The sequence below is a fragment of the Pseudomonas sp. 8_5_2 genome, assembly GCF_059295255.1.
The window spans coordinates 4675001-4699131 of record NZ_CM181238.1; the positions used below are offsets into that span (position 1 = coordinate 4675001).

General features: G+C 63.3%; 22 protein-coding genes (1 of these 22 cut by a window edge). 10 read left to right on the forward strand and 12 right to left on the reverse strand.

What is annotated here, in order from left to right; genetic code table 11:
* Window positions 1-989, reverse strand: the 5' portion of a protein-coding gene (locus tag AC5O5R_RS21410) for an MBL fold metallo-hydrolase (RefSeq protein WP_172225850.1). It extends 70 nt beyond the left edge of the window; the window shows 989 of its 1059 coding nt (coding positions 1-989); it begins with the start codon at window positions 987-989; the stop codon falls past the left edge of the window.
* Window positions 990-1150: 161 nt separating this feature from the next.
* On the opposite strand from AC5O5R_RS21410, the gene AC5O5R_RS21415 reads away from it, so the two are divergent.
* Entirely contained in the window at window positions 1151-2224 is a 1074-nt protein-coding gene (locus tag AC5O5R_RS21415) for a diguanylate cyclase (protein WP_172225873.1), read from the forward strand.
* Window positions 2225-2276: 52 nt separating this feature from the next.
* Entirely contained in the window at window positions 2277-4862 is a 2586-nt protein-coding gene (locus tag AC5O5R_RS21420; protein ID WP_172225847.1) for a bifunctional diguanylate cyclase/phosphodiesterase, read from the forward strand.
* An 8-nt stretch (window positions 4863-4870) separates the two neighbouring features.
* On the opposite strand, the gene AC5O5R_RS21425 is transcribed toward AC5O5R_RS21420, so the two are convergent.
* Together AC5O5R_RS21425 and AC5O5R_RS21430 are read right to left on the reverse strand one after the other, a co-directional pair.
* Window positions 4871-5224 (reverse strand): DUF2025 family protein, encoded by a 354-nt coding sequence (locus AC5O5R_RS21425; RefSeq protein WP_172225844.1) that lies wholly within the window; start codon window positions 5222-5224, stop codon window positions 4871-4873.
* A gap of 120 nt (window positions 5225-5344) precedes the next feature.
* Window positions 5345-6259 (reverse strand): LysR family transcriptional regulator, encoded by a 915-nt coding sequence (locus tag AC5O5R_RS21430; protein WP_172225841.1) that lies wholly within the window; start codon window positions 6257-6259, stop codon window positions 5345-5347.
* 112 nt (window positions 6260-6371) lie between these two features.
* Here AC5O5R_RS21430 and AC5O5R_RS21435 point away from each other — a divergent pair, with 112 nt between their 5' ends.
* Window positions 6372-7130, forward strand: coding sequence for an SDR family NAD(P)-dependent oxidoreductase (locus tag AC5O5R_RS21435; RefSeq protein ID WP_172225838.1), 759 nt, complete (start codon window positions 6372-6374; stop codon window positions 7128-7130).
* A 19-nt stretch (window positions 7131-7149) separates the two neighbouring features.
* Here the strand turns inward: AC5O5R_RS21435 and AC5O5R_RS21440 are convergent, their stop codons facing one another.
* The 7 genes from AC5O5R_RS21440 to AC5O5R_RS21470 form a co-directional block, all read right to left on the reverse strand.
* The gene (locus tag AC5O5R_RS21440; protein ID WP_172225836.1) at window positions 7150-8007 is read right to left on the reverse strand and encodes an efflux RND transporter periplasmic adaptor subunit; all 858 of its coding nucleotides are present in this window, start codon (window positions 8005-8007) and stop codon (window positions 7150-7152) included.
* 12 nt (window positions 8008-8019) lie between these two features.
* Window positions 8020-8226, reverse strand: a complete 207-nt coding sequence (locus AC5O5R_RS21445; RefSeq protein ID WP_172225833.1) for a DUF1656 domain-containing protein — start codon at window positions 8224-8226, stop codon at window positions 8020-8022.
* Window positions 8213-10201, reverse strand: a complete 1989-nt coding sequence (locus AC5O5R_RS21450) for an FUSC family protein (RefSeq protein WP_172225830.1) — start codon at window positions 10199-10201, stop codon at window positions 8213-8215. The genes AC5O5R_RS21445 and AC5O5R_RS21450 overlap by 14 nt, the downstream gene beginning before the upstream one ends.
* Before the next feature lie 204 nt (window positions 10202-10405).
* The gene (gene ccoM, locus AC5O5R_RS21455) at window positions 10406-10522 is read right to left on the reverse strand and encodes a cytochrome c oxidase subunit CcoM (protein ID WP_003254862.1); all 117 of its coding nucleotides are present in this window, start codon (window positions 10520-10522) and stop codon (window positions 10406-10408) included.
* A gap of 135 nt (window positions 10523-10657) precedes the next feature.
* Window positions 10658-10819, reverse strand: coding sequence for a hypothetical protein (locus AC5O5R_RS21460; protein WP_172225827.1), 162 nt, complete (start codon window positions 10817-10819; stop codon window positions 10658-10660).
* 67 nt (window positions 10820-10886) lie between these two features.
* Complete coding sequence (locus AC5O5R_RS21465; protein ID WP_172225824.1) at window positions 10887-11216, reverse strand: aspartate-semialdehyde dehydrogenase; 330 nt, start codon at window positions 11214-11216, stop codon at window positions 10887-10889.
* Between the two features lie 63 nt (window positions 11217-11279).
* Window positions 11280-11975: a M949_RS01915 family surface polysaccharide biosynthesis protein gene (locus tag AC5O5R_RS21470; protein WP_172225822.1), complete on the reverse strand. Its 696-nt coding sequence runs from the start codon at window positions 11973-11975 to the stop codon at window positions 11280-11282.
* Window positions 11976-12124: 149 nt separating this feature from the next.
* Between AC5O5R_RS21470 and rapA the strand changes: the two genes are divergently transcribed.
* Window positions 12125-14971, forward strand: coding sequence for an RNA polymerase-associated protein RapA (rapA, locus tag AC5O5R_RS21475; protein WP_172225819.1), 2847 nt, complete (start codon window positions 12125-12127; stop codon window positions 14969-14971).
* Between the two features lie 306 nt (window positions 14972-15277).
* The gene (locus tag AC5O5R_RS21480; protein WP_172229083.1) at window positions 15278-17542 is read left to right on the forward strand and encodes a putative bifunctional diguanylate cyclase/phosphodiesterase; all 2265 of its coding nucleotides are present in this window, start codon (window positions 15278-15280) and stop codon (window positions 17540-17542) included.
* Here AC5O5R_RS21480 and AC5O5R_RS21485 read toward each other — a convergent pair.
* Window positions 17442-18329 (reverse strand): NAD(P)-dependent oxidoreductase, encoded by an 888-nt coding sequence (locus AC5O5R_RS21485; RefSeq protein WP_172229085.1) that lies wholly within the window; start codon window positions 18327-18329, stop codon window positions 17442-17444. The two genes, AC5O5R_RS21480 and AC5O5R_RS21485, sit on opposite strands and share 101 nt — an antisense overlap.
* A gap of 177 nt (window positions 18330-18506) precedes the next feature.
* Window positions 18507-18818: a DUF2288 domain-containing protein gene (locus AC5O5R_RS21490; RefSeq protein WP_172229087.1), complete on the reverse strand. Its 312-nt coding sequence runs from the start codon at window positions 18816-18818 to the stop codon at window positions 18507-18509.
* Between the two features lie 359 nt (window positions 18819-19177).
* On the opposite strand from AC5O5R_RS21490, the gene AC5O5R_RS21495 reads away from it, so the two are divergent.
* From AC5O5R_RS21495 to AC5O5R_RS21515, 5 genes are all read left to right on the forward strand, one after another.
* Window positions 19178-20293: a branched-chain amino acid ABC transporter substrate-binding protein gene (locus AC5O5R_RS21495; protein ID WP_172229089.1), complete on the forward strand. Its 1116-nt coding sequence runs from the start codon at window positions 19178-19180 to the stop codon at window positions 20291-20293.
* 188 nt (window positions 20294-20481) lie between these two features.
* Window positions 20482-21405 carry a high-affinity branched-chain amino acid ABC transporter permease LivH gene (livH, locus tag AC5O5R_RS21500; RefSeq protein WP_008097482.1) on the forward strand — a complete coding sequence of 308 codons (924 nt, stop codon included), beginning with the start codon at window positions 20482-20484 and terminating at the stop codon, window positions 21403-21405.
* Window positions 21402-22658 carry a high-affinity branched-chain amino acid ABC transporter permease LivM gene (locus tag AC5O5R_RS21505; protein ID WP_172229091.1) on the forward strand — a complete coding sequence of 419 codons (1257 nt, stop codon included), beginning with the start codon at window positions 21402-21404 and terminating at the stop codon, window positions 22656-22658. The genes livH and AC5O5R_RS21505 overlap by 4 nt, the downstream gene beginning before the upstream one ends.
* The gene (gene livG, locus AC5O5R_RS21510) at window positions 22655-23422 is read left to right on the forward strand and encodes a high-affinity branched-chain amino acid ABC transporter ATP-binding protein LivG (protein ID WP_172229093.1); all 768 of its coding nucleotides are present in this window, start codon (window positions 22655-22657) and stop codon (window positions 23420-23422) included. The genes AC5O5R_RS21505 and livG overlap by 4 nt, the downstream gene beginning before the upstream one ends.
* Window positions 23423-24124, forward strand: coding sequence for an ABC transporter ATP-binding protein (locus AC5O5R_RS21515; protein ID WP_003254879.1), 702 nt, complete (start codon window positions 23423-23425; stop codon window positions 24122-24124). It abuts the gene before it with no gap.
* Window positions 24125-24131 lie beyond the last annotated feature (7 nt).

The window sequence follows — 24131 nt, forward strand, 5'->3', positions numbered from 1 at the left end:
TGCCCGGCATGCGGCGAGTCGATGCTGACCCGCTCGCCGATCTGCGGCGTGCTCAGCCGCACCTGGGCCTGGCTGGTCAGGGCCAATATGCGTTCGAAGGGTTCCTGCCAGCCATGGATCGACAGATCGAAAGTGCCGTTGTGAATCGGCAGCATCCAGCGCCCGCGTAGATCCAGGTGCGCCTGCAGGCTTTGCTCGGGCTGCATGTGAACATCGGGCCAGGCAACATTGTAGGCCCCGGCTTCCATCAAGGTCAGGTCGAACGGCCCGAAGCGGTCGCCGATCTGCTTGAAGCCGTCGAAGTAGCCGGTATCACCGCTGAAGAACACGCGCACATCCTCGTCCATGATCACCCAGGATGCCCATAGGGTCCGGTTGCTGTCCAGCAGCCCGCGCCCGGAAAAGTGCTGGGCCGGAGTGGCGACGAAGCGCACGCCTTCCACCTCGCGTTCCTGCCACCAGTCCAGCTGCCGTACTTTCGAAGGCGGCACGCCCCATTTCATCAGCCGGTCGCCCACGCCCAGCGGCGCCAGGAACACTGCGGTGCGTGGGGCCAACCTGCGAATGGCCTGTTCGTCTAGATGGTCGAAGTGATCATGAGACAGCACAACCGCCGCCAGCGGCGGCAACTGCTCAAGTGGCAGTGGTGGCGCATGGAAACGCAGCGGGCCGGCCCACTGCACGGGTGAGGCGCGCTCGGCGAACACGGGGTCTGTAATAAAGAAGCGCCCGCGCAACTTGAGCAATACCGTTGAATGGCCCAGGCGCCACAGGCTGTGGTCAGGGGCATCGAACACCTGCTGGCGGGTCATGGGCTGCAGGCTGACGGGCATGGATGGCCGGGTTTCCGGCGGTTTGCGCAAGAACAGGTATTTGAGCCCGATGCGCAGCTTTTTCATTACACCATCCTGTGGCCTCACCACCTGGTTGTGGAAACGTCCGTCCCAATGTGGCGCCGGCTCGCCGGCAGCGTTGGCCAAGGGAACCATCAGCAGCACTCCGAGCAACAGGAAGTGTTCATGTTACCCCACAGTGACCGGATCAACCGTGAAATGGCTTGTAAGGTCATTTTTCAACGATGAAACACTGTTCAACAATATTCACGCGCGTTATGCGATAAACGGTATCCGGCAGAAGAACGATGACCATGATGGACAAACGCAGCGGCAAAGGCCTTTCATTCGTCAAGCGCATCTACCTGCCGCGGGTCATCGGCATGGGCATCGGCCTGCTCAGTGTGATGGCTGCCATCGCGCCTCTGTCGCCGCCGATCTGGGTATGGCTGCTGATGCTGTTCAACGGGCTGCTGTGGCCTCACGTCGCCTACCTGTGGGCCACCCGCTCGGCGACGCCCTACCAGGCAGAACAACGTAATCTGGTGCTGGACTCGCTGATGGGCGGTTTCTGGACCGCCGCCATGCACTTCAACCCGCTGCCCAGCGTGACCGTACTGTCGATGATGACCATGAACAATGTCGCCGCTGGCGGCAAACGCATGGTCTTTCGTGGGGGGCTGGCCCAGCTGGCGGGCATGCTCATCGCCACCTTGCTGCTCGGCACGGGCCTGCAGCTGAATGCCACGCCGCTGCAGGTGTATGCCTGCTTGCCGATGCTGACACTGTACCCGCTGGCGCTGGGTTGGGTGTGCTACCAGCTGGCGATCAAGCTGGCCGAGCACAAGCGCCGGCTCAGCGCCCTGAGCCTCACCGACAGCCTGACCGGGTTGCTCAACCACGGCGCCTGGAAAGACCTGCTGCTGCTGAAGTTCGAAGCCTGCAGGCAGCAACAGGGGCAAGCGGTGATTGCCTTGATCGACATTGACCATTTCAAGACCATCAACGACACCTTCGGCCACGTGGTCGGCGACTGCGTGCTGCGCCAGCTCAGTGCCGAGTTGCGGCGCAACCTGCGCGAGGGCGACCAGGCCGGTCGTTACGGCGGCGACGAGTTTTGCGTGATCCTGCCAGGCACCAGCGAAACTCAGGCCTGCCAGACCATGGAGCGCCTGCGCGAGCAGGCTGCCAGCTATCGCAACCCGCAGTTGCCGCATCTGCGTATCAGCCTGAGCATCGGCCTGTCGCCTTTCGAGGCTGGCCTGGACTCACCCGAACAATGGCTTGAACAGGCGGACAAGGCCCTCTACACCGCCAAGCATGCTGGCCGCGACCGGGTCAATTTTGCCCGCAACGAAGCTGCGGCGCTCAAGCTGGCCTATCCTGATTGAACCTCCTGCATGACTACCCGGCGGGGGGGCTGCTTGAAGGAGCCGCTCGCGCATGGCCAGGACTGCCAACCTTCCATCCACCAGCCCCACGCCACGCGTTCAGGTGCGCCGCCTGATTGCCGGTTTCAGCGCCGTGTTCGGCCTGGCTTGCCTGGTCATTCTCGCTGCACTGTTCAATATCGCAGGCACCCTGGACCAGCAGGAGCGCCAGCGCAGCGCCTTCCACGCGAACCAGGCGCTGGAGCAACGGCTGCTTGCCTCGCGCCAGTTCCTGTCCAGCTACGCCGTGTGGGATGCCGCCTTTGAGCACCTGGCGGGCCAGGCCGACTGGCAGTGGGCCTACGAACAAAAGAACATTGGCGAATCGCTGTACAGCGCCAGCGGCTACGAAGGGGTGTTTGTGCTGGAGAACGAGCGCACTACCTACGCCCTGTTCAAAGGGCAGCCCAGCCAGGCAAGCGCCACTACTTATATAGATGCACCGCTGCAACCGATCATCGACCAGGCCCGTGCCGCTGCCATCCCGCGCGAGCAGATCACCCGTTTCGTCCTGTTCAATGGCTGGCCGGCCGTGCTCAGTGCTGCGGCGGTGCGGCCGGACCGCGAAGTGACCGACAGCGATGTAGCCCATGCGCCCGTGATGCTGTTCGTCGACCAGCTTACCGAAGACAAACTGGCGGTGCTGGGCAGCGGTGCCGGCCTGACCGGGATGCACGTGGAAAAGGATCAGACCAAGGCGCACGACCATCTGCGTATCGAACTAGGGGATACCGGCTACCATCTGGCCTGGAGCAGCCCGCTGCCAGGGCGGCAAATGCTCCGGGCGGTGTTGCCAGCCCTGGCAGCTGCCCTGCTGATACTCGGCCTGATCATGCTCTACCTGTTCCGCCATGCCCTGCGCAGCTCGCGGGCGATGGGCATGACGCTGACGCACCTGCAAGAGAGCAATCAGGCCCTGGAGGCCAGCGAGCAGCGGTTCCGCGCTGTCGCCGAGTCGGCTTCCGACTGGATCTGGGAGACCGACCGTGAACAGCGCCTGACCTACCTGTCGCAGCGCTTTGCCAATGTCACCGGCTACAGCGTGGACGACTGGCTGGGCCACCCGCTCAACCAGTTGCTGGCCTGCGATACTACCCCGCTGTCGCCATGGGTTGACGCCCTGGGCACGGCCGACCCGCAACAGCTGGCCAACCTGCGCTGCTCCTACCGTGACCAGAATGGCCAGAACCGCTACTGCCGAATCTCTGCCCGCGCGATCTTCCACCATGGCGACCCCATGGGTTATCGCGGCACCGCCAGCGACATCACCGACGAAGTGGATGCCCACGCGCGCATCCAGCACTTGTCGCTGCACGACCCGCTGACCGGGCTGGCCAACCGCAACAAGCTCGCCCGGCATCTGGAGCAGGCGCTGTTGCGCGGCAGTGATTCACCGCCGCTGACGTTGCTGCTGCTTGACCTGGACAACTTCAAGCCGATCAACGACTCGCTCGGCCATGGTGCCGGTGATGCCGTGCTGCAGGAGGTGGCCACACGCCTGCGTGATACCACCCGCGAGGGCGACCTGGTGGCGCGCCTGGGCGGCGACGAGTTTGTGCTGGTGCTCAACGGCATGGACAACCGCAACGAAGTCGACCGTTTTTGTGCACGGCTGATCGGCCTGCTGCAGCAACCCATCGACTTCGACAGCCAGCACCTGCACATTGGCGCCAGCGTCGGCGTCGCGCAGACCCGCACCCAAGGTTTCGATGCCGGCGAACTGATCCGCTGCGCCGATATCGCGTTGTATCAGGCCAAAGCCGATGGCAAGGGCACCTGGCGCTATTTCGCTGCCGAAATGAACCAGCAGATCCAGTACCGCCGCCAGCTGGAGAACGATCTGCGCCGGGCGCTGCGCAACCAGGAGTTCGAGCTGCATTACCAGCCGCGCTACCGCCTCAGCGACCTGCGCATTGTCGCGGTCGAAGCGTTGCTGCGCTGGCAGCATCCGCAGGAGGGGTTGCTCGGGCCGGATACTTTCATTCCGCTGGCCGAGCAGAGTGACATCATCGTCGCGCTGGGCCGCTGGGTATTGCGCGAGGCCTGCCACACTGCTCACGACTGGCCCGCCGACATCGTGGTGTCGGTGAACCTGTCGCCGGCGCAGTTCCTGCGCAGCGATGTGGTGGCCGACGTGCGCGAGATCCTGCTGGAAACGGCCTTCCCGGCACAGCGCTTGGAGCTGGAGATTACCGAAAACGTGATGCTCAACGACATCGAGGGCGCCCTGGGCACCATGCTGTCGCTGAAGGAACTGGGCGTGCGCCTGAACATGGACGATTTCGGCACCGGCTATTCATCGCTGGGGTACCTGCGCACCTACCCGTTCGACAGCATCAAGATCGACAAACGCTTCATCAGTGGCCTGGGCAGCAACAGCGGCAGCGACCGCGCCGTGGTCCAGGCCATCATCAGCCTGGGCGAGGCCATGGGGCTGACGGTTACCGCCGAAGGGGTGGAGAGTGAACAGCAGCTCAAGGCGCTGGAGAAGGACCGCTGCCATGAAGTGCAAGGCTATTACCTGAGCCGGCCACTGGACGGCCCTGGGGTTGAGGCATTGCTGCACCACACACCCCAGATAACCGCGCGCCCGCTGTAGCAGCGGGTTTACCCGCAAACACCGGTGCCGCCGGGTCCGGGCCGTTGCAGGCTGCGCTCAGCGACAATTTCCGGCAGCTCGCTGCGGCGCAAGTAGGCGCGCAGCGGCTCACCGATGTTCAAGCGGTCATCCACATGCTGCGCCAGCAAAAGCGACAACCGCTCGCGACAAAGGGCCATGCGCAGCCCTTGGACTGGCCGCCAGACGAATTCGCTACAGGGCGTGATGCTGTCGTCGGCTACGTCCATGCCGAACGCGTCTTCGGAGAACCGCACGATATGAATGCCGCGTTTGCCATGAAAGCCGACAAAGCCCATGAGCTGGTCGGCGGCAATACAGATGTCTTGGGAAGTGATGGCCATGACGTAACCTCGCAATGAACTCGGAAGATACGCACGCAGGAAGGGTACCAGGTCGCCTCTGCCGGGCGACTCGCAGCAGGCAGCCTAACGCAAGTCGCCTTTGCAGCGCCATGGCTTGGCTCAATCACTGGCCGCGGGATCAACCTGGGTGTGCAGGACCTCGCCCAGCCACTGCATGAATGCCTGCACCCGGCGCGGCACATGCCGTTGCCGGGCATACAACAGCGACACCGGCATGGCCGGGGCCTGCCAGTCTTCCAGCACCGAAACCAGTTCGCCGCGTTGCAAATGCTCGGCAACTCCCACCGCAGGCACCTGGATCAGGCCCAGCCCGGCCAGGCAGGCCGCCGAGTAGGCTTCGGCGTTGTTGACCGTCACCCCACCGGCCATGGCCTGGTACTGCAGTTCCCCGCCTTGCAGGTATTCGAAACCGGCGCTGCGCGCACCCAGGGTCCGTACGTAGTGCACCAGCTGATGCTCGGCCAGGTCCTGCAGCGTGCGCGGCACGCCGTAGCGGGCCAGGTAGGCGGGGCTGGCACAGTTGCGCATGCTCAGTTGCCCGACCGGCCGCGCCACCACGTCCAGGTCATGCAGGGCGCCGATGCGCATCACGCAATCGAACCCCTCGCGCAGCAGGTCGACCTGGCGATCGGTGCAGCTGAGCTCCACTTCCAGGCGCGCATGGCGCTGCAGAAACTGCGGCAGCGCCGGGATGATCACGCGACGGGCCATCATGGTCGGCAGGTCGATGCGCAGGCGCCCGGACAGTTCGGCATCATCGGTGCTGAACAGGCTCTCGATCTCGTCCATGCCCGACAGCAGGTCCTTGCTACGCTCGTACAACAAAGCGCCATCCTGGGTCGCCCGGACCCGCCGGGTGGTGCGGTTGAACAACTGCGTGCCCAACAGCCGTTCCAGCGCCCGCACCTGCTCCGACACGGTCGACCGTGGCAGGCCCAGGCTCTCGGCGGCCAGCGTGAAGCTGCTGACCTCACTGACCCGCACAAAGGTGCGCAACAAATCCAGCTTGTTCACTCGAGGCCTCAACTGTCCGGTTTTACCGAACAGTATTTCCATTTTTACAGGATTTAACAGCACCAGAGCGACCAATAACCTGTGATCATTCACCCACCATGAGGTTTCCACCATGACTCGCAAGATTGCCCTGATCACTGGCGCCAGTCGCGGCCTCGGCCGAAATGCTGCCGAACACCTGGCAGCACGCGGTATCGATGTCATCGGCACCTACCACAGCAAGGCCGACGAAGCGCAAGCCGTAGCAGCCCGGCTGGAGCAGGCCGGGGTCAAGGCTGCAATGCTGCAGCTGGATGTCAGCGACAGCGCCAGCTTTGCCGGTTTCGCCGAGCGCCTGGGCGCAACCCTGCAGCAGCGCTTTGCTCGCGAGCGTTTCGACTTTCTGGTGAACAATGCCGGGATCGGGCTGAATGTGCCGTACATCGAAACCAGCGAAGCGCAGTTCGACCAACTGCTCAACATTCAGCTGAAGGGCCCGTTCTTCCTCACCCAACGCCTGTTGCCGCTGCTGGTCGACAATGGCCGTATCGTCAACATTTCCACCGGCCTGGCACGTTTTGCGCTGCCGGGGTATGCCGCCTACGCCGCGATGAAGGGCGCAATGGAGGTGCTGACGCGGTATCAGGCCAAGGAGCTGGGGGCACGTGGGATTCGGGTGAACATACTGGCGCCGGGCGCCATCGAGACCGACTTTGGCGGCGGCGTGGTGCGCGACAACCAGCAGGTCAACGCGTACATTGCCGGCAACACGGCGCTTGGCCGGGTGGGCTTGCCGGACGATATCGGGGCGGCAATCGCGCTGTTGCTGGAAGACGGCAATGGCTGGATCACCGGGCAGCGGCTGGAAGTGTCAGGCGGGATGTTCCTTTAAGGCGCTCGTCCCGCCCGTCTTACTGTTCATGCACCTGCACACTCGCGGTCATCCCGGCGCTCAGGGTCACGCCTTCCGGTACTTGGTCCAGGCGGATCCTTACCGGAATGCGCTGGGCTAGCCGCACCCAGTTGAAGGTGGGCTCCACCTCCGGCAGCAACTGGCTGTCCGGGTTGCTGTTGCGGTCGGTGATACCGCGGCTGATGCTCTCCACATGCCCTTGCATCGGCTCGCCGGCGCCCATCAGCCAGACCTTCACCGCGTCGCCGACGCGGATGCGCGGCAGCTTGGTTTCCTCGAAGTAGGCCTGGATATAGAACGTTGAATCATCCACCAGCGCCATCACCGATTGCCCGGTGTTCACATAGTTGCCTTCGGCCAGACGCAGGTTGGTGATATGCCCGCTGCGCGGTGCCCGTACTTCGCTGCGCGCCAGGTTGATTTTGGCAACCTGTAACTGGGCCTCGGCTTCATGCAGTTCGCCCCGCGCGATGGCGGCGTTGATCTGTGCATTTTCCCGCAACTCGGCACTGATCGCCTCCGGCCCAAGGGCGGTACGCCGGGCTGCTTCGCGCTCGCGCAGGCGCAGTTGCTGGGCGCGGGTCTCGGTCACGGCGCTGGCCTGGTCGAAGGCCGCCTTGAAGCGCTCGCGGTCGATACTCATCAACAGATCGCCCGCCTTGACCTGCTGGTTGTCGCGGGCCTTGAGCTCGCGCACCCAACCGGACACATCGGGGGCAATTACCACCACGTCGGCGCGCACCCGGGCATCGCGAGTCCAGGGGGTAAGCATGTAGTACTGCCATAACTGGTAACCGGCCAACACGGCCAGGGCTACCACACACAAGGTCACCAGAGTACGTACGGCGGCACGCATCCAAACACTCCTTTATAAAGCTCCCAGCAGTCGTACCACCAGGAACAACACACAAACGAACAGCGCCGTGTCGAACAGCGCCTCATGCCAGATCCAGCGCCCCAGCGGCGTGGCCTGCACCACCAGGCGCAACACGCCGGTAAGCACCAGCGCCAGCAACACATAAAGCAGAAACGGGCTCAGCAGTACGCCGCCCACTTCCCATTCACGCAACCCCATGGGTCTCCTCCTGCCAGCGGCACCACTTGCGCCAACTTTTCTGCAATTGCAGCACCGCCCCTTCGGCCAGCCGTAGCGAGTCGCTCGAAGGTAGCCGGCGCAAGGCGGCAATAAACTGTTCGCTGGCGCTGTCCAGGCGCTGACCACGCCCGACGGCAGGCCCGTTGGCCAGTACCGCCTGCACCTGTTGCAGGTACTCGCGCTCGGCCCGGCCCAAAGGCGCTTGGGCAACTGCCAGACACATGCGCAGATGCACCAGTTCGTCGCCTATGTCCAACCCGTGCAGGCCGTCATCCCAGCGCTTGCGCTCGCTTTCGGGCAGCTCGCTGGCATGCCTGGCCAATTGCATCAGGCGGTCGGCCATGCGCCCGCCAAACCAGCTGTCGGCCCCGCGCAGGTCGCGCCGGGTCAGGCGTACCAGGTCGCTCTGGGTGGCTGCACGCAGACGCCGGCCCAGCCAGGCCGGGTGGCGGAACACCAATAGACGAAACGCCATTACTGCGGCAGACACCCCCACCAGCATGGCCAAGGCACTGTTCAGCATCGTCGCTACGCCAAACTGCATGACATTGAGCGGCGACACCAGCACGATGAAGTGCAGGCAATAGGAGGTCGCCGTGGCCCCGGTACGTGGATGGGCCATGCCCAGGGCGCCAAGAAACAGCGGCACGCCCATGCCCAGGCAGAGCATGGCGAAGCTGCTCCACTGCGGCAGCAGAATCTGCCCCACCAGAAACGCCACAGGTATCGCCAGGAAGATTCCGCGCAGAAAGCTCAGGCCAATCTGCGCGCCGTTCTCACGGCTGGCAAACAAGCTGCAGACCACACAGGTGAGCACCAGCCCCCCCGGCGCCGAAGGCCAGGCCGTGGCCAGCCAGAAGCCGCTCATTACCAGAAAGGCCAGAGCACTGCGGGAACCGAACAGCAAGGCGAGCGACCAGTCGCGGTGTGCGGCCAGCCCCTGGGACACATCCTTCGGTGCCCTGCCCGCCTCGACATCCGCCAGTGCCTGACCGGCCGCCATGGCGTAATCCAGCAGCAGGGCCATGCGTGCCAGGCAGAAGTGTTCGGTCGAACTGATTTGCTCATCGTGGGCGGCATCCCAGATACGCTGGCGCAGCAGTAGCAGGCTGGGCGGGTCGGGTTTGACCAGCAGCGACCGCGCTTCCTGCAGCCAGGGTGCCAGGTGCTCGGTCTCCCGCTCATCCAGTTGCCGCCATTGGCGGCGTACCGAGCGCGAGATGCGCAACAGCACCATCAGTTTCTGGCTCAGGCCGCGGATGGCGCGGGCACGCTGGCGCCCGCGATTGCCTTCAAACCAGGCATGTTCGCGCTGGCTGTCGATGGCCACGATGCGCCCCAGGCTTTCCAGCAAGCCTTTGCGCGCCTCGTCTTCGCCGCCCAGCATGGCACTGGCGGCCTGCAGGCCATTGTGCCAGGCCTGTCGCGCCTGCCCGGCCAGTTGCTGTTCAACGCGCATGGGCCACAGCAAGGCACTGCAGGCCGTGGCGCAAAAAATCCCCAGGCAGATCTCGGTGCAGCGCGCCACTGCCTGATCGAACACCTGCAACGGGTGGTCGATGGCTGGCAGGGCAATGATCGCCGCAGTGTAGCCCGCCAGCACGAAGGCATAGGCCCAGGCACTGCGTAGTTGGGTAGACGCGGCGGTGCACAGGGCCAGCCACAGGGCCAGGGCCAGCAGGAACAAGCCCGGTGTCTGGGCGAACAGGCCAATGAACAGCACCGACATGACGGTGCCGACCAAGGTTCCGGCGAGCCGCGCCAAGCCTTTCTGCACCACCATGCCAGACAGCGGCTGGGCCACGATGAACGCGGTCATCAGTGCCCATGAGGGCTGTTCCAGGCCCCAGCGCATCGCCAGCCATAGCGCCAACCCACCACCGAGCAGGGTCTTGATGGCGAACTTGAGGGCGAGGCTGCTGGGGGCGAACAGGGCCTGGAGAGTGATGGGCACGAGGCGGACCTTGCGGGAGGGTCTTGATTGAACGATAGACAATGGTGGACAGAATAAAGCGGAAACGATTAATTAGCTAGCTAATCATCTTTTAGAGGTTCGGGTCTGCTCGGCAGGCCTCTGGGCGGGCAAGCCGAATTCCAGGCAAAAAAATGGGCGACCGAAGTCGCCCTAAATGCCTTGCGTGCTCGTGTACCCGGAAGCTCAGCGCGGCTTGCGCTTGTTCGAGTCTTTCCAGATGAATATGCCCAGACCGGCAAAGAAGGCGACCATCAACCCAACCGTTACCACACCGGCGATAACCACGTTGTCGAAGAACATGCCTGCCTCCCCATTCGTTTGCCGTTGTCCGATGGGTGCAAGATAACCAATGTGGGGGCGGGAAAAATTGATCGGCGTCAATGGTGCCCGGGGCCGGGCACGCGAGGCGGGTGCAGGGTTGACCTGCGTCAAGTTTCAGCGCTTCTTCGGCTTGCCCTTGGGCTTCTTTTTCTTGCTGGCGTTCAACGGCAGGGCCTGTTCGAATGCATTGCGCATTTCGTTCAGGCGCTTTTCCTTGAGATCGTGGGCGCGCTTGGCGCGTTCGGCATCGAAATCGATGAGGTTGTCTTGGCTCATTGGCAGGCTCGACGGTGAACTGAGACGTGCATGATGAAGCCAGGCGCAGGCGCTGACCAGCCCCGCGTCAGACTTCGATGTCCACCAGCAACCCCTGGCGTACATGCTCCCCCATCAACGGCGCCACCGGCACGGTGTTATCGGCATTGACCTCGTCACCCGGCAGCGCGCTGTAGCGCTGCTGGTCACCCTGCTGCCTGCGTTGCTGCTGGCGGCGCTGCTCGTCACGCAGCAAAAGCGCCTGCTCCTGGGGGTCACGTTGCTGCTTGAGGTCGATGGCGCTTTCCCCGGAGGCAGGCTGCGTCGGCACCACCGGTTTGATGTCGGGGGTTGGCTTGACCGGGTCCTGTTGCGAGGTCACCGGAGCGGCACTGAGCGGAATGATCGGCGGCAGCATGGACGTTCTCCTATGCCCCCTGTATCGGCAGGCGCGGGTTTACCTTGATGTCTTGGACAACATTTACTCGGCTTCGTCGTCAGGCTCGTCGTAGCTCGGCGTGCTGGCTTCGCTCCAGGGCCGCTTGTAAACCTGCTGCCAGACCGCGTCCATGTGCTCGCGCAGCACCGGCGGCGCGGTTTTGAGCGAAGCGCTGTCGTCGCGCTCACCGCCGATCGGTTCTTCACCAGCGGGGGTGATCAGCGACTGGCCAGTGATGGTGTAACTGGCCTGGCCTTCGCGCATCTCGATGGCGATATCATGCGGATCTATACCGCCACCGCAGAAGGCATGGCTGGCCACTGTCACCTCGGCCGTGCCGTCCTTGTTCAGGTCGCTGACATCGCTGACATCGGTGTAGAAGTCCACGTCCAGGTCCAGCCCCGGGCAGGTGGTTTCCTGCTCGATCTGCCAGCGGGCCTTGAACGTGTCGCTTGCTCCGCCGCGCCCGTACAGCGTGGCCTTGAGCACCACCTTGTCGACTTCCTGCTCGCTTTCCGGGTCGCTGGCCTGGCCATCGCTGCGGCTCAATACCAGCAGGCCTTCGCCATCGCGGTCACGAAAGTGCACGCTCTTGATCGGCGTCTGTACGCCCAGCACCTCAAGTTGCTCCATGGGGATGGCAGGCAAGGTCTCGAAGTTTTTCTGCTCACAGGCGCTCAGCAGCAGCAGGCTGCCCACGGCCATGGAAGCGCTGATCCAGCTGTGCTTGGCAGACATGTTGATCCGGAACCCTCGTCGGCGACGCAGTACGGGGCGATGAAACGACTAGACTGTGCCTTTTGATACCTTTCGGTACGCACGGCGCTTTGGTCTGACCGGCCGATCCGTTAACATAACCGGCTTTTCATCGCGGGAGTTCAGGCAGTATGGCGCAGCAGTATCAACCGGGGCAACGCTGGATCAGCGACAGCGAAGCAGAGCTCGGCCTGGGTACCATCCTGGCGCAGGATGGCCGCCTGTTGACCGTGCTCTATCCGGCCACTGGCGACACCCGCCAGTATTCCCTGCGCAATGCGCCGCTGACCCGCGTGCGCTTCTCGCCAGGTGACCAGATCACCCACTTCGAGGGCTGGAAACTGACCGTGCGCGAAGTCGATGACATCGACGGGCTGATGGTCTACCACGGCCTGGACGGGCAGAACCAGCCACGCACCCTGCCAGAAACCCAGCTGTCGAACTTCATCCAGTTCCGCTTGGCCAGCGACCGCCTGTTCGCCGGGCAGATCGACCCGCTGTCCTGGTTCAGCCTGCGCTACAACACCCTGCAGCACACCAGCAAGCAGATGCAGTCGGCACTGTGGGGCCTGGGTGGTTGCCGTGCACAACCCATCGCCCACCAGTTGCACATTGCCCGCGAAGTAGCCGACCGCAGCGCGCCACGGGTGTTGCTGGCCGACGAAGTGGGCCTGGGCAAAACCATCGAGGCCGGTCTGGTCATTCACCGCCAGCTGCTGTCGGGCCGTGCCAGCCGCGTGCTGATCCTGGTACCGGAAAACCTCCAGCACCAGTGGCTGGTGGAAATGCGCCGCCGCTTCAACCTGCAGGTGGCGCTGTTCGACGCCGAGCGCTTCATCGAAAGCGACGCCAGCAACCCGTTCGAGGATGCCCAGCTGGCGCTGGTTGCGCTGGAATGGCTGGTAGACGACGAAAAGGCCCAGGACGCGCTGTTTGCTGCGGGCTGGGACCTGATGGTGGTCGACGAGGCTCACCACCTGGTCTGGCATGAAGACCAGGTCAGCACCGAATACAGCCTGGTCGAGCAACTGGCCCAGGTGATCCCGGGCGTGCTGCTGCTTACCGCTACCCCCGAGCAGCTTGGCCAGGACAGCCACTTTGCCCGCCTGCGCCTGCTCGACCCCAACCGTTTCCACGACCTGGCCGCCTTCCGCGCCGAGAGCGAGCACTATCGCCCGGTGGCCGAGGCCGTGCAGGAACTGCTCGACGAAGGCCGCCTGTCGCCCAAGGCTCACGCCACCATCCAGGGCTTCCTGGGTGCCGAAGGCGAAGCCCTGCTGGCTGCGGTCAGCGATGGCGACACCCAGGCCAGCGCGCGGCTGATCCGCGAACTGCTCGATCGCCACGGCACTGGCCGCGTCCTGTTCCGTAACACCCGCGCAGCGATCCAGGGCTTCCCTGAGCGCCAGCTGCACCCCTACCCGCTGGCCACACCAGAGCAATACCGCGACCTGCCAGCCGGCGAGCGGGCCGAGCTGTACCCGGAAGTCGCCTTCCAGGCCCAGGGCGAGGTGGCCGACGACGAGCGCTGGTGGCGTTTCGACCCGCGTGTCGACTGGCTGATCGACACCCTGAAAATGCTCAAGCGCACCAAAGTGCTGGTGATCTGCGCCCACGCCGAAACCGCGATGGACCTGGAAGACGCCCTGCGCGTGCGTTCCGGCATCCCGGCATCGGTGTTCCATGAGGGCATGAGCATTCTCGAGCGCGACCGCGCCGCTGCCTACTTCGCCGACGAAGAGTTTGGCGCGCAGGTGCTGATCTGCTCCGAAATCGGCAGTGAAGGCCGCAACTTCCAGTTCGCCCACCACCTGGTGATGTTCGACCTGCCGGCGCACCCGGACCTGCTCGAACAGCGCATCGGCCGCCTCGACCGGATCGGCCAGAAGCACACCATCCAGTTGCACATCCCGTACCTGCAGGACAGCCCGCAAGAACGCCTGTTCCAGTGGTACCACGAAGGCCTCAATGCCTTCCTCAACACTTGCCCCACCGGCAGCGCCCTGCAACACCAGTTCGGCCCGCGCCTGCTGCCGCTGCTCGAAAGTGGCGACAGCAAAGCCTGGGAGGCCCTGGTGGCCGACGCCCGCACCGAGCGCGAGCGCCTGGAAGCCGAACTGCACAGCGGCCGTGACCGCCTGCTGGAGCTGAACTCCGGCGGTGCCGGCGAGGGCCAGGCGCTGGTCGAGGACATTCTCGAGCAGGACGACCAGTTCGCCCTGCCGATCTACATGGAAACCCTGTTCGACGCCTTCGGCATCGACAGCGAAGACCATTCCGAGAACGCCCTGATCCTCAAGCCTAGCGAAAAGATGCTCGATGCCAGCTTCCCGCTGGGTGACGATGAAGGCGTGACCATCACCTATGACCGTGCCCAGGCGCTGTCGCGCGAGGACATGCAGTTCCTCACCTGGGAACACCCGATGGTGCAGGGCGGCATGGACCTGGTGCTGTCCGGTTCGATGGGCAACACCGCCGTGGCGCTGATCAAGAACAAGGCGCTCAAGCCAGGCACGGTCCTGCTCGAACTGCTGTTCGTCAGCGAGGTGGTAGCACCGCGCAGCCTGCAGCTGGGCCGTTACCTGCCACCGGCGGCACTGCGCTGCCTGCTCGATGCCAATGGCAACGACCTGGCCTCGCGCGTGGCCTTCGAAACCCTCAACGACCAGCTGGAAAGCGTGCCGCGCGCCAGTGCCAACAAGTTTGTCCAGGCCCAGCGCGACGTGCTGGCCAAGCGCATCAGTGGCGGTGAGGAGAAGATCCTGCCGATCCACGTCGAGCGCGTGGCCGAAGCCCAGCGCCGCCTGGCAGCCGAAGCCGACGAAGAACTGGCCCGCCTGGTGGCCCTGCAGGCGGTCAACCCGAGCGTGCGCGACAGCGAAATCGACGCCCTGCGCAAGCAGCGCGAAGACGGGCTGGCGATGCTCGAGAAAGCCGCCCTGCGCCTGGAAGCCATTCGCGTGCTGGTGGCTGGCTGATCAAGGATTGGCACACCTTTTTGTAGGAGCGGCCTTGTGTCGCGATGGGCTGCGCAGCAGCCCCTGGCCTTGGCGCAGAAATCCGGGGGGGCTGCTGCGCAGCCCATCGCGACACAAGGCCGCTCCTACAGGGGTTGCGTAAACGGTCCCCCATTTATTCCCTCGGGCGATTAGGCTGATAACCAAATCGTAGGAATCAATGTGCCATTATTCAGGAAGGCTTAAACACCTCTTCCTATACTGCCTCTGGACAGTCTGCACAGGGTTGTAGCGCAGACGAGTGAAAACTCGATCAAGAGGCATTCCATGGAGTGGCTGGGGCTGCAACTGTTCGCCGACCTTCCTGCAACCGGGCGTATCGTCATCGATTGCCGCCATGAGCCCTTCCTGGTTCTGCTCGCCTATCTCGTCGCCTGCGCGGCGTGCTTCGCCACCCTCGACATGGCTGAGCGCCAGTCGCACAGCGAGGACCCCACCGCACACCGGCAATGGAACATGCTCGGCGCGTGCTGCCTGGCAGGCGGCATCTGGGCCATGCACTTCATCAGCATGCTGGCGTTCCAGGCGCCGGTGGAAGTGCACTACGACATTTCCCTGACCATTCTCTCGCTGCTCATCGCCCTGGCTGTCGCCTGGCTGGCCATGCACAGCCTTGACCGCAGCCACCTAGACTCGCGTCACTTTGTGCTGAGCGCCGTCCTGATCGGCCTGGGCATCATCCTCATGCACTTTGTCGGCATGGCCGCAATGGAAACCGGCGCCCGCCAGTACTACCAGACAGGCCTGCTGCTGGCGTCTGCCGCGATCGCCCTGCTCACCAGCCTGGCGGCACTGTGCCTGGCCCGCTACTTTCGCAATGGCAGCGGTACCCTGCACCAGGCGATGAAATACGGCGCCAGCCTGCTGATGGCCGGCGGCATCGTGGCTACCCACTTCACCGCCATGTCGGCCATGACCCTGGTCATACCCGCCGATACCGCCCTGCGCCTACCCTCTGGCGACAACAGCCTGCAGCTGGGGCTGGGCATCGGTTTCATCACCCTGCTGATCAGTGGCGCCAGCATCAGCGCGGCACTGGCGGACAAGAAGCTGCAAAGCAAGGAGCATGACCTGCGCCGGGTCAGCGTACTGCTCGGCCAGCTCGACCAGGCCCGAGCCTCGCTGCAGCAGGCCGCACATTATGATGCGCTGACCAACCTGGTGAACCGCCGTGGCTTCAACCAGGTGTTGGCCGAACGCCTTGCCGAACACCAGGCCAGCGAAAGCCGCCTGGCGGTGATGTTCCTCGACATCGACCATTTCAAGCGTATCAATGACAGCCTTGGCCACGACGCCGGCGACGAGCTGCTCAAAGTGATCGCCAACCACATCAAGGCCGCCACCCGCAGCCAGGACCTGGTAGCGCGATTTGGCGGCGACGAGTTCTGCGTGGTCACCAGCCTCAACAGCCGCGACGAAGCGCGCCACCTGGGCCAGCGCATCATGCAGCGGATGAAAGAGCCGATCGACCTGGGTGGCCGGCGCATGGTCATGACCACCAGCATCGGTATCAGCATCTTCCCTGACGACGGCAGCACAGCCGAAGAGCTGCTCAAGCATGCCGACCTGGCCCTGTACCAATCCAAGGACAACGGGCGTAACAGCTTGAACTTCTTCAACGACAGCCTGAAGGCGCGGGCCACAATTGCGTTGCAACTGGAAGAAGAGCTGCGCCTGGCCCTGCTCGAAGAGCGTGGGCTGTGCGTACACTACCAGCCGATCTTTGACCTGCGCAGCGGGCAAGTGGCCAAACTGGAAGCCCTGGTCCGTTGGCAGCATCCGCAACACGGCCTGCTCGGGCCCGACCGGTTTATCGGCATCGCCGAAGCCAACGGCCTGATCATCGACCTCGACCTGTGGGTACTGCGCCACGCCTGCGCCGACCTGGCCCACTTGCAACGCCACGGTTATGGCGAGCTCAAGGTCACCGTGAATTGCTCTGCGGTCACCCTCAGCCACGACGAACTTCCCGCAGAGGTAGAGAAGGCGTTGTTCCACGCCGGCCTCGCGCCCCGCCAGCTGGAGCTGGAGGTGACCGAGAACGCCTTGATGGGGGATATCCAGCGCACCGTCAGCTTGCTCAAGCGTGTTCGTGCCCTGGGCGTTGCGCTGTCGATCGACGACTTCGGCACCGGTTACTCATCACTGGCGTACCTCAAACGGCTACCGCTCGACGTACTGAAGATCGACCGTACCTTCCTGCAAGATGTGCCGGGCAGCCAGAAGGATCGCGAAATTGTCCAGGCAATCATCGTCATGGCGCATACCCTGCACCTGCAGGTCGTCAGCGAGGGCGTGGAAACCGTCGAACAGCAGGCGTTTCTCGAAGGCCACGGCTGCGACTACCTGCAAGGGTACCTGCTGGGGCGCCCTGTGCCCCTGGCTGAACTGCGGCCGCTACTGGAGCGGCCACAACGCCTCGGCGCTGGGCTCACCCCTTGTTGCGATACAGCTCTACCAGGGTCGCCGGATCTTTATGCAGGTAACCCTGGCTACCGTGCAGACGCATCAATTGCGCGGCGAGGCCACTGAGCGGCGTCGCAGAACCCTGCTCGCGGGAAAACTTGACCGCACCATCGAGGTCCTTGAGCAGCGTGCGCACATGCCACTTGATCGGCTCGAAGCGGCTCTCGGCCATCTGCGGTGCGAGTATCTGCAGCGGCTTGGAATCGGCAAAACCACCCGCCAGGGCTTCGGCGATCAGGGTCGCATCAACCCCCGACTGTTCGGCCAGCGCCACCACTTCGGCAATGACCAGGGCATTGCAGGCCACGATCATCTGGTTACAAGCCTTGGTCACCTGGCCCGCGCCCACCGCGCCCATGTGCGTCACCCGCTGGCCCAGCACCTGCAGCACCGGGCGTGCACGTTGCAGGTCGGCTGCCTCACCGCCGACCATGATCGCCAGGCTGCCGGCCTCGGCACCGGAGGTGCCGCCGGACACCGGAGCATCCAGCCAGGCCATGCCACACAGTGCCGCCAGTTCGCTGGCCATTTCGCGGGTAGCGGTGGGCTCCAGGCTGGAGAAATCGACGAGCAGCTGGCCACTACGCCCACCCTCGGCAATGCCTTGAATGCCGAACACCACCTCGCGCACCACAGCGGTGTCGGCCAGGCATAACAGCACCATGTCGCTGTCGCGGCAAAGTTGCGCCGGGCTGCTGGCCAAGCGCGCGCCAGCGGCGACCAGCGCCGCGCACTTGTCAGGGCTGCGATTCCAGACAGTCAGCGGGTAACCCGCCGCCAACAGACGCCGGCACATGGGCAGGCCCATCAGGCCGATGCCGGCGAATCCAAGCGAAGGTAGTGCAGTGCTCATCGATGACTCCTGACTGGTTCGAACATTAAGGCTGCGCGTGGCCTGGCGGAACTGGGGACACATTACGCATTCCGTAAACTGTTACCGCCACGCCGAATTGTTACTTACCTCTACCCGCCTTGAACGCCATCAAGCACCAAAACGGGGCCGCTGCGTATTTTCACGCACCAAAAGCGATCACGCCTCTTTCTGGTCTTTTACCTGAATAACGATGAACGGCGAAACGACCACGGCCCAGATCTCTGGATCGCGGCTTTGCAGGTCCAGGGCCTGCTCGGCGGTGACCGGCCCAACAGTGCCATCACTACGCCACTTGGCGAAGATCTCGCCGCGATTCTCGGCCATCGCCTCGGCAACGGTGATCAGGTCCAGGCGGGGGTCGACCCAAATCAGGTCACCCTTGGCCCAGAAACGCTCAAGCGCTTTCCACTCGATGATTGCTGTCTCGCCAAGCAATTTGGCATAGAGGGTGCTTGTTTGATCAGTCATGGGTGGTATCCGCAAAAAATCGGCCAATGAAAAGGTCGGCATTTTTGCAGAAAAACCCGGTTTCAAATAAGTAATTTGGTCGATTGCCCCCGAATTCGCGGGGCAAAGCCGCAGATGCAGGCAGTTTGATGGCGCCTTTCTGTATCTTTCTGTCGACCAAGCGACAACACGGGAAACAGGCACTTTTCGACCGCTTTTCAAGCGCTCGAACAGCGCTCTACACTGTACCGGTACAGTTCCGGGACATGTTCCGGGGGAAGGTGGGCTTGCGCGTTGGCATGGCCACGCCGCAAATCCCGCCCGGTCTGTAGCCCTGGCCGCCAGGACTATAAGAATTACAACAGAATGAGTGGAGCACTATGATCAAGATTTCCAAGCTGTTCGCCGCAATGGTTCTGGCCGGGGTAGCCAGCCATTCGTTTGCCGCCGATACCATCAAGATCGGCATCGCCGGTCCCAAGACGGGTCCTGTGACCCAGTACGGCGACATGCAGTTCATCGGCGCCAAGCAAGCCATCAAGGACATCAACGCCGCGGGCGGCGTCGATGGCAAAATGCTCGAAGCCAAGGAATACGACGACGCATGCGACCCTAAACAGGCCGTGGCAGTCGCCAACAAAGTGGTCAACGACGGCGTCAAGTTCGTGATCGGCCACCTGTGCTCCAGCTCTACTCAGCCTGCGTCCGACATCTACGAAGACGAAGGCGTGATCATGATCACCCCGGCCGCCACCTCGCCGGAAATCACCGCCCGTGGCTACAAGCTGATCTTCCGCACCATCGGCCTGGACAGCGCCCAGGGCCCGGCGGCCGGCAACTACATCGCCGACCACGTCAAGCCGAAAGTGGTCGCGGTACTGCACGACAAGCAGCAGTACGGTGAAGGCATCGCCACCGCGGTCAAGCAGACCCTGGAGAGCAAAGGCACCAAGGTTGCCGTGTTCGAAGGCCTGAATGCCGGTGACAAGGACTTCTCCTCGATCATCCAGAAGCTCAAGCAGAACAACGTCGACTTCGTCTACTACGGTGGCTACCACCCAGAGCTGGGCCTGATCCTGCGCCAGGCTCAGGAAAAAGGCCTGAAAGCCAAGTTCATGGGCCCGGAAGGCGTGGGTAACGACTCCATCTCGCAGATCGCCCAAGGCGCCTCCGAAGGCCTGCTGGTGACCCTGCCGAAGTCGTTCGATGCCGACCCGGAGAACAAGAAGATCGTCGATGCCATCAAGGCAGACGGCAAGGACCCAAGCGGCCCGTTCGTGTTCCCGGCCTACTCGGCTGTCGAACTGATCGCCCAGGGTATCAAGGCCGCCAAGTCCGAAGACACCGACAAGGTGGCAGCCGCCATCCACGCCGGCACCTTCAAGACCCCGACCGGCGAGCTGGCCTACGACGAGAAAGGCGACCTGAAAGACTTCAAGTTCGTGGTCTACGAATGGCACTTCGGCAAGCCGAAGACCGAAGTCTCCCCTCAGTAACTGCGTGACTAAATAGCTGACCGTAAAAAGCCCACTGTGCGAGCAGTGGGCTTTGTTTTACGAGGTTCATGAGCCTGGCTGCCGCGATCCGGATGCCGGCTCACCTGAAAATCTTAAAACCGTCACCCGCGGTTTCCTGGCCCTACCCCCGCCAGCGAAATGCAAATCAGGTTTTTAGGAGCGCTGTAATGCCTGAGATCTACCATTTCTTCCAACAACTGGTTAATGGATTGACCATCGGCAGCACCTATGCCTTGATCGCCATCGGTTACACGATGGTGTACGGCATCATTGGCATGATCAACTTCGCCCACGGCGAGGTGTACATGATCGGTTCCTATGTGGCCTTCATCGCCCTGGCGGGCCTGGCCATGATGGGTATCCATTCGCTGCCGATCCTGATGACCGTTGCCTTCGTCGCGACGATCTTCGTCACCAGTGCCTATGGCTACAGCATCGAACGGGTTGCCTACCGCCCCCTGCGCAACAGCAACCGCCTGATCCCGCTGATTTCCGCCATCGGCATGTCGATCTTCCTGCAGAACACCGTGCTGCTTTCGCAGGATTCCAAGGACAAGTCCATCCCCAACCTGATCCCCGGCAGTTTCTCGTTCGGCCCGGGCGGCGCGGAGGAAGTACTGATCAGCTACATGCAGATCCTGGTGTTCGTCGTCACCCTGGTGGCCATGACCCTGCTCACCCTGTTCATCTCCCGTTCTCGCCTGGGCCGCGCCTGCCGCGCCTGCGCCGAGGACATCAAGATGGCCAACCTGCTGGGCATCAACACCAACAACATCATCGCCCTCACCTTCGTCATCGGTGCCGCCCTGGCAGCCGTGGCGGCCGTGCTGCTGAGCATGCAGTACGGGGTGATCAACCCCAACGCCGGTTTCCTGGTGGGCCTGAAGGCCTTCACCGCGGCGGTGCTGGGTGGCATCGGCAGCATCCCGGGCGCCATGCTCGGCGGGCTGGTGCTGGGCGTGGCCGAAGCGTTTGGCGCCGATATCTTCGGTGACCAGTACAAGGACGTGGTGGCATTCGGCTTGTTGGTTCTTGTCCTGCTATTCCGGCCGACCGGCATCCTGGGCCGCCCGGAGGTTGAAAAAGTATGAACAGAAATCTCAAACAGGCGTTCTTCAGCGCCTTGCTGGTATGGGCCGTGGCCTTCCCGGTGCTGGGTCTGAAACTGAGCATCGACGGCATCAGCCTGGTAGTGCACAGCCAGGGTTCGTTCACCATCAGCATCATCGCCGTGTGTTCGGTGCTGATGTTCCTGCGCGTGCTGTTCGACAAGCAGTGGAGTTCGGTGATGGGCCGCCGCTCGGATCGCAAGCTGATCCCGCCGGCTGTCAGCAACTACCTGACCCTGCCGAAAACCCAGCGCTACGTGATCATCGGCCTGATCGTTGCCGCACTGGTGTGGCCGTTCTTCGGCTCGCGCGGTGCGGTCGATATCGCCACGCTGATCCTGATCTACGTGTTGCTGGGCCTGGGCCTGAACATCGTGGTCGGCCTGGCGGGCCTGCTCGATCTCGGTTACGTCGGCTTCTACGCCGTCGGCGCCTACAGCTATGCCATGCTCTCGCACTACCTGGGCTGGAGCTTCTGGGTGTGCCTGCCGATCGCCGGCCTGATGGCCGCCACCTTCGGCTTCCTGCTCGGCTTCCCGGTGCTGCGCCTGCGCGGCGACTACCTGGCGATCGTGACCCTGGGCTTCGGCGAGATCATCCGCCTGTTCCTGCGCAACCTTACCGACTGGACTGGCGGCCCCAACGGCATCAGCAACATCCCCAAGCCGGAGTTCTTCGGGCTCACCTTCGAACGCCGTGCCGCCGAGGGCATGCAGACCTTCCACGAGTTCTTCGGGCTGCAATACAACTCGATCAACAAGGTGATCTTCCTGTACCTGGTGGCGCTGCTGCTGGCCTTGCTGGCGCTGTTCGTGATCAACCGCCTGCTGCGCATGCCGATCGGCCGTGCCTGGGAAGCGCTGCGCGAAGACGAGATCGCCTGTCGCGCGCTGGGCCTGAACCCGACCATCATCAAGCTCTCGGCGTTTACCCTCGGTGCCTGCTTTGCCGGTTTCGCCGGCAGCTTCTTCGCCGCGCGCCAGGGCCTGGTGACGCCGGAGTCGTTCACCTTCATCGAGTCGGCAATCATCCTTGCCATCGTCGTGCTCGGCGGCATGGGCTCACAACTGGGCGTGATCCTCGCGGCCATCGTAATGATCCTGCTGCCCGAGCTGATGCGTGAGTTCAGCGAATACCGGATGCTGATGTTCGGTGCGCTGATGGTGTTGATGATGATCTGGCGTCCGCAGGGCCTGCTGCCCATGCAACGTCCACACATGGAGCTGCGTCGATGAGCCGCGAAATTCTGCAAGTCAGCGGCCTGAGCATGCGCTTCGGCGGCTTGTTGGCGGTCAACGGCGTGGCCCTGACCGTCAAGGAAAAACAGGTGGTGGCGCTGATCGGCCCGAACGGCGCCGGCAAGACCACCGTGTTCAACTGCCTGACCGGTTTCTACAAGCCCAGTGGTGGCACCATCCTGCTCGATGGCCAGCCCATCCAAGGCCTGGCCGGGCACCAAATCGCCCGCAAGGGCGTGGTGCGGACCTTCCAGAACGTGCGCCTGTTCAAGGAAATGACCGCGCTGGAAAACCTGCTGATTGCCCAGCACCGCCACCTCAACACCAACTTCTTCGCCGGCCTGTTCAAGACCCCGAACTTCCGCCGCAGCGAGAAAGAGGCCATGGAACGCGCGCAGTACTGGCTGGAGAAGGTCAACCTGACCGAATTCGCCAACCGTACCGCCGGCACCCTCGCCTACGGCCAGCAGCGTCGCCTGGAAATCGCCCGCTGCATGATGACCCAGCCGCGCATCATCATGCTCGACGAACCGGCCGCGGGCCTGAACCCGAGAGAGACCGAAGACCTGAAGGCGCTGATCGCCTACCTGCGGGAGTCGCACAACGTCACCGTGCTGCTGATCGAGCATGACATGAAGCTGGTGATGAGCATTTCCGACCATATCGTGGTGATCAACCAGGGCACCCCCCTGGCCCACGGTACGCCGGAACAGATCCGCGACAACCCTGATGTGATCAAAGCCTACCTGGGGGAAGCGTAAATGCTGAAGTTCGAAAACGTTTCCACCTTCTACGGCAAGATCCAGGCGCTGCACAGCGTCAACGTGGAGATCAACCAGGGCGAGATCGTTACCCTGATCGGCGCCAACGGCGCCGGCAAGTCGACCTTGCTGATGACCCTGTGCGGCTCGCCGCAGGCGCACAGCGGCAGCATCAAGTACCTGGGGGAAGAACTGGTCGGCCAGCCGTCCTCGCACATCATGCGCAAAAGCATCGCGGTAGTGCCGGAAGGTCGCCGCGTGTTCGCCCGCCTGACGGTCGAGGAAAACCTGGCCATGGGTGGTTTCTTCACCGACAAGGGCGACTACCAGGAGCAGCTGGACAAGGTGCTGCAGCTGTTCCCGCGCCTGAAGGAACGCTATATCCAGCGCGGCGGCACCATGTCCGGTGGCGAACAGCAGATGCTGGCCATCGGCCGGGCGCTGATGAGCAAGCCCAAGCTGCTGCTGCTCGACGAGCCTTCGCTGGGCCTGGCGCCAATCATCATCCAGCAGATCTTCGACATCATCGAACAACTGCGCCGTGATGGCGTAACGGTGTTCCTGGTCGAGCAGAACGCCAACCAGGCGCTGAAGATCGCAGACCGCGCCTATGTGCTGGAGAACGGCCGGGTGGTGATGCAGGGGACGGGTGAGGCACTGCTGACCGACCCCAAGGTACGCGACGCGTATCTGGGTGGTTGATTGGGAA

Coding starts and splice junctions, on each gene's coding strand:
- AC5O5R_RS21415 (WP_172225873.1), top strand. CDS start 1,151: ATGGACAAACGCAGCGGCAAAGGCCTTTCATTCGTCAAGCGCATCTAC.
- AC5O5R_RS21420 (WP_172225847.1), top strand. CDS start 2,277: ATGGCCAGGACTGCCAACCTTCCATCCACCAGCCCCACGCCACGCGTT.
- AC5O5R_RS21425 (WP_172225844.1), bottom strand. CDS start 5,224: ATGGCCATCACTTCCCAAGACATCTGTATTGCCGCCGACCAGCTCATG.
- AC5O5R_RS21435 (WP_172225838.1), top strand. CDS start 6,372: ATGACTCGCAAGATTGCCCTGATCACTGGCGCCAGTCGCGGCCTCGGC.
- AC5O5R_RS21440 (WP_172225836.1), bottom strand. CDS start 8,007: ATGCGTGCCGCCGTACGTACTCTGGTGACCTTGTGTGTGGTAGCCCTG.
- AC5O5R_RS21445 (WP_172225833.1), bottom strand. CDS start 8,226: ATGGGGTTGCGTGAATGGGAAGTGGGCGGCGTACTGCTGAGCCCGTTT.
- ccoM (WP_003254862.1), bottom strand. CDS start 10,522: ATGTTCTTCGACAACGTGGTTATCGCCGGTGTGGTAACGGTTGGGTTG.
- AC5O5R_RS21460 (WP_172225827.1), bottom strand. CDS start 10,819: ATGAGCCAAGACAACCTCATCGATTTCGATGCCGAACGCGCCAAGCGC.
- AC5O5R_RS21465 (WP_172225824.1), bottom strand. CDS start 11,216: ATGCTGCCGCCGATCATTCCGCTCAGTGCCGCTCCGGTGACCTCGCAA.
- AC5O5R_RS21470 (WP_172225822.1), bottom strand. CDS start 11,975: ATGTCTGCCAAGCACAGCTGGATCAGCGCTTCCATGGCCGTGGGCAGC.
- rapA (WP_172225819.1), top strand. CDS start 12,125: ATGGCGCAGCAGTATCAACCGGGGCAACGCTGGATCAGCGACAGCGAA.
- AC5O5R_RS21480 (WP_172229083.1), top strand. CDS start 15,278: ATGGAGTGGCTGGGGCTGCAACTGTTCGCCGACCTTCCTGCAACCGGG.
- AC5O5R_RS21485 (WP_172229085.1), bottom strand. CDS start 18,329: ATGAGCACTGCACTACCTTCGCTTGGATTCGCCGGCATCGGCCTGATG.
- AC5O5R_RS21490 (WP_172229087.1), bottom strand. CDS start 18,818: ATGACTGATCAAACAAGCACCCTCTATGCCAAATTGCTTGGCGAGACA.
- AC5O5R_RS21495 (WP_172229089.1), top strand. CDS start 19,178: ATGATCAAGATTTCCAAGCTGTTCGCCGCAATGGTTCTGGCCGGGGTA.
- livH (WP_008097482.1), top strand. CDS start 20,482: ATGCCTGAGATCTACCATTTCTTCCAACAACTGGTTAATGGATTGACC.
- AC5O5R_RS21505 (WP_172229091.1), top strand. CDS start 21,402: ATGAACAGAAATCTCAAACAGGCGTTCTTCAGCGCCTTGCTGGTATGG.
- livG (WP_172229093.1), top strand. CDS start 22,655: ATGAGCCGCGAAATTCTGCAAGTCAGCGGCCTGAGCATGCGCTTCGGC.
- AC5O5R_RS21515 (WP_003254879.1), top strand. CDS start 23,423: ATGCTGAAGTTCGAAAACGTTTCCACCTTCTACGGCAAGATCCAGGCG.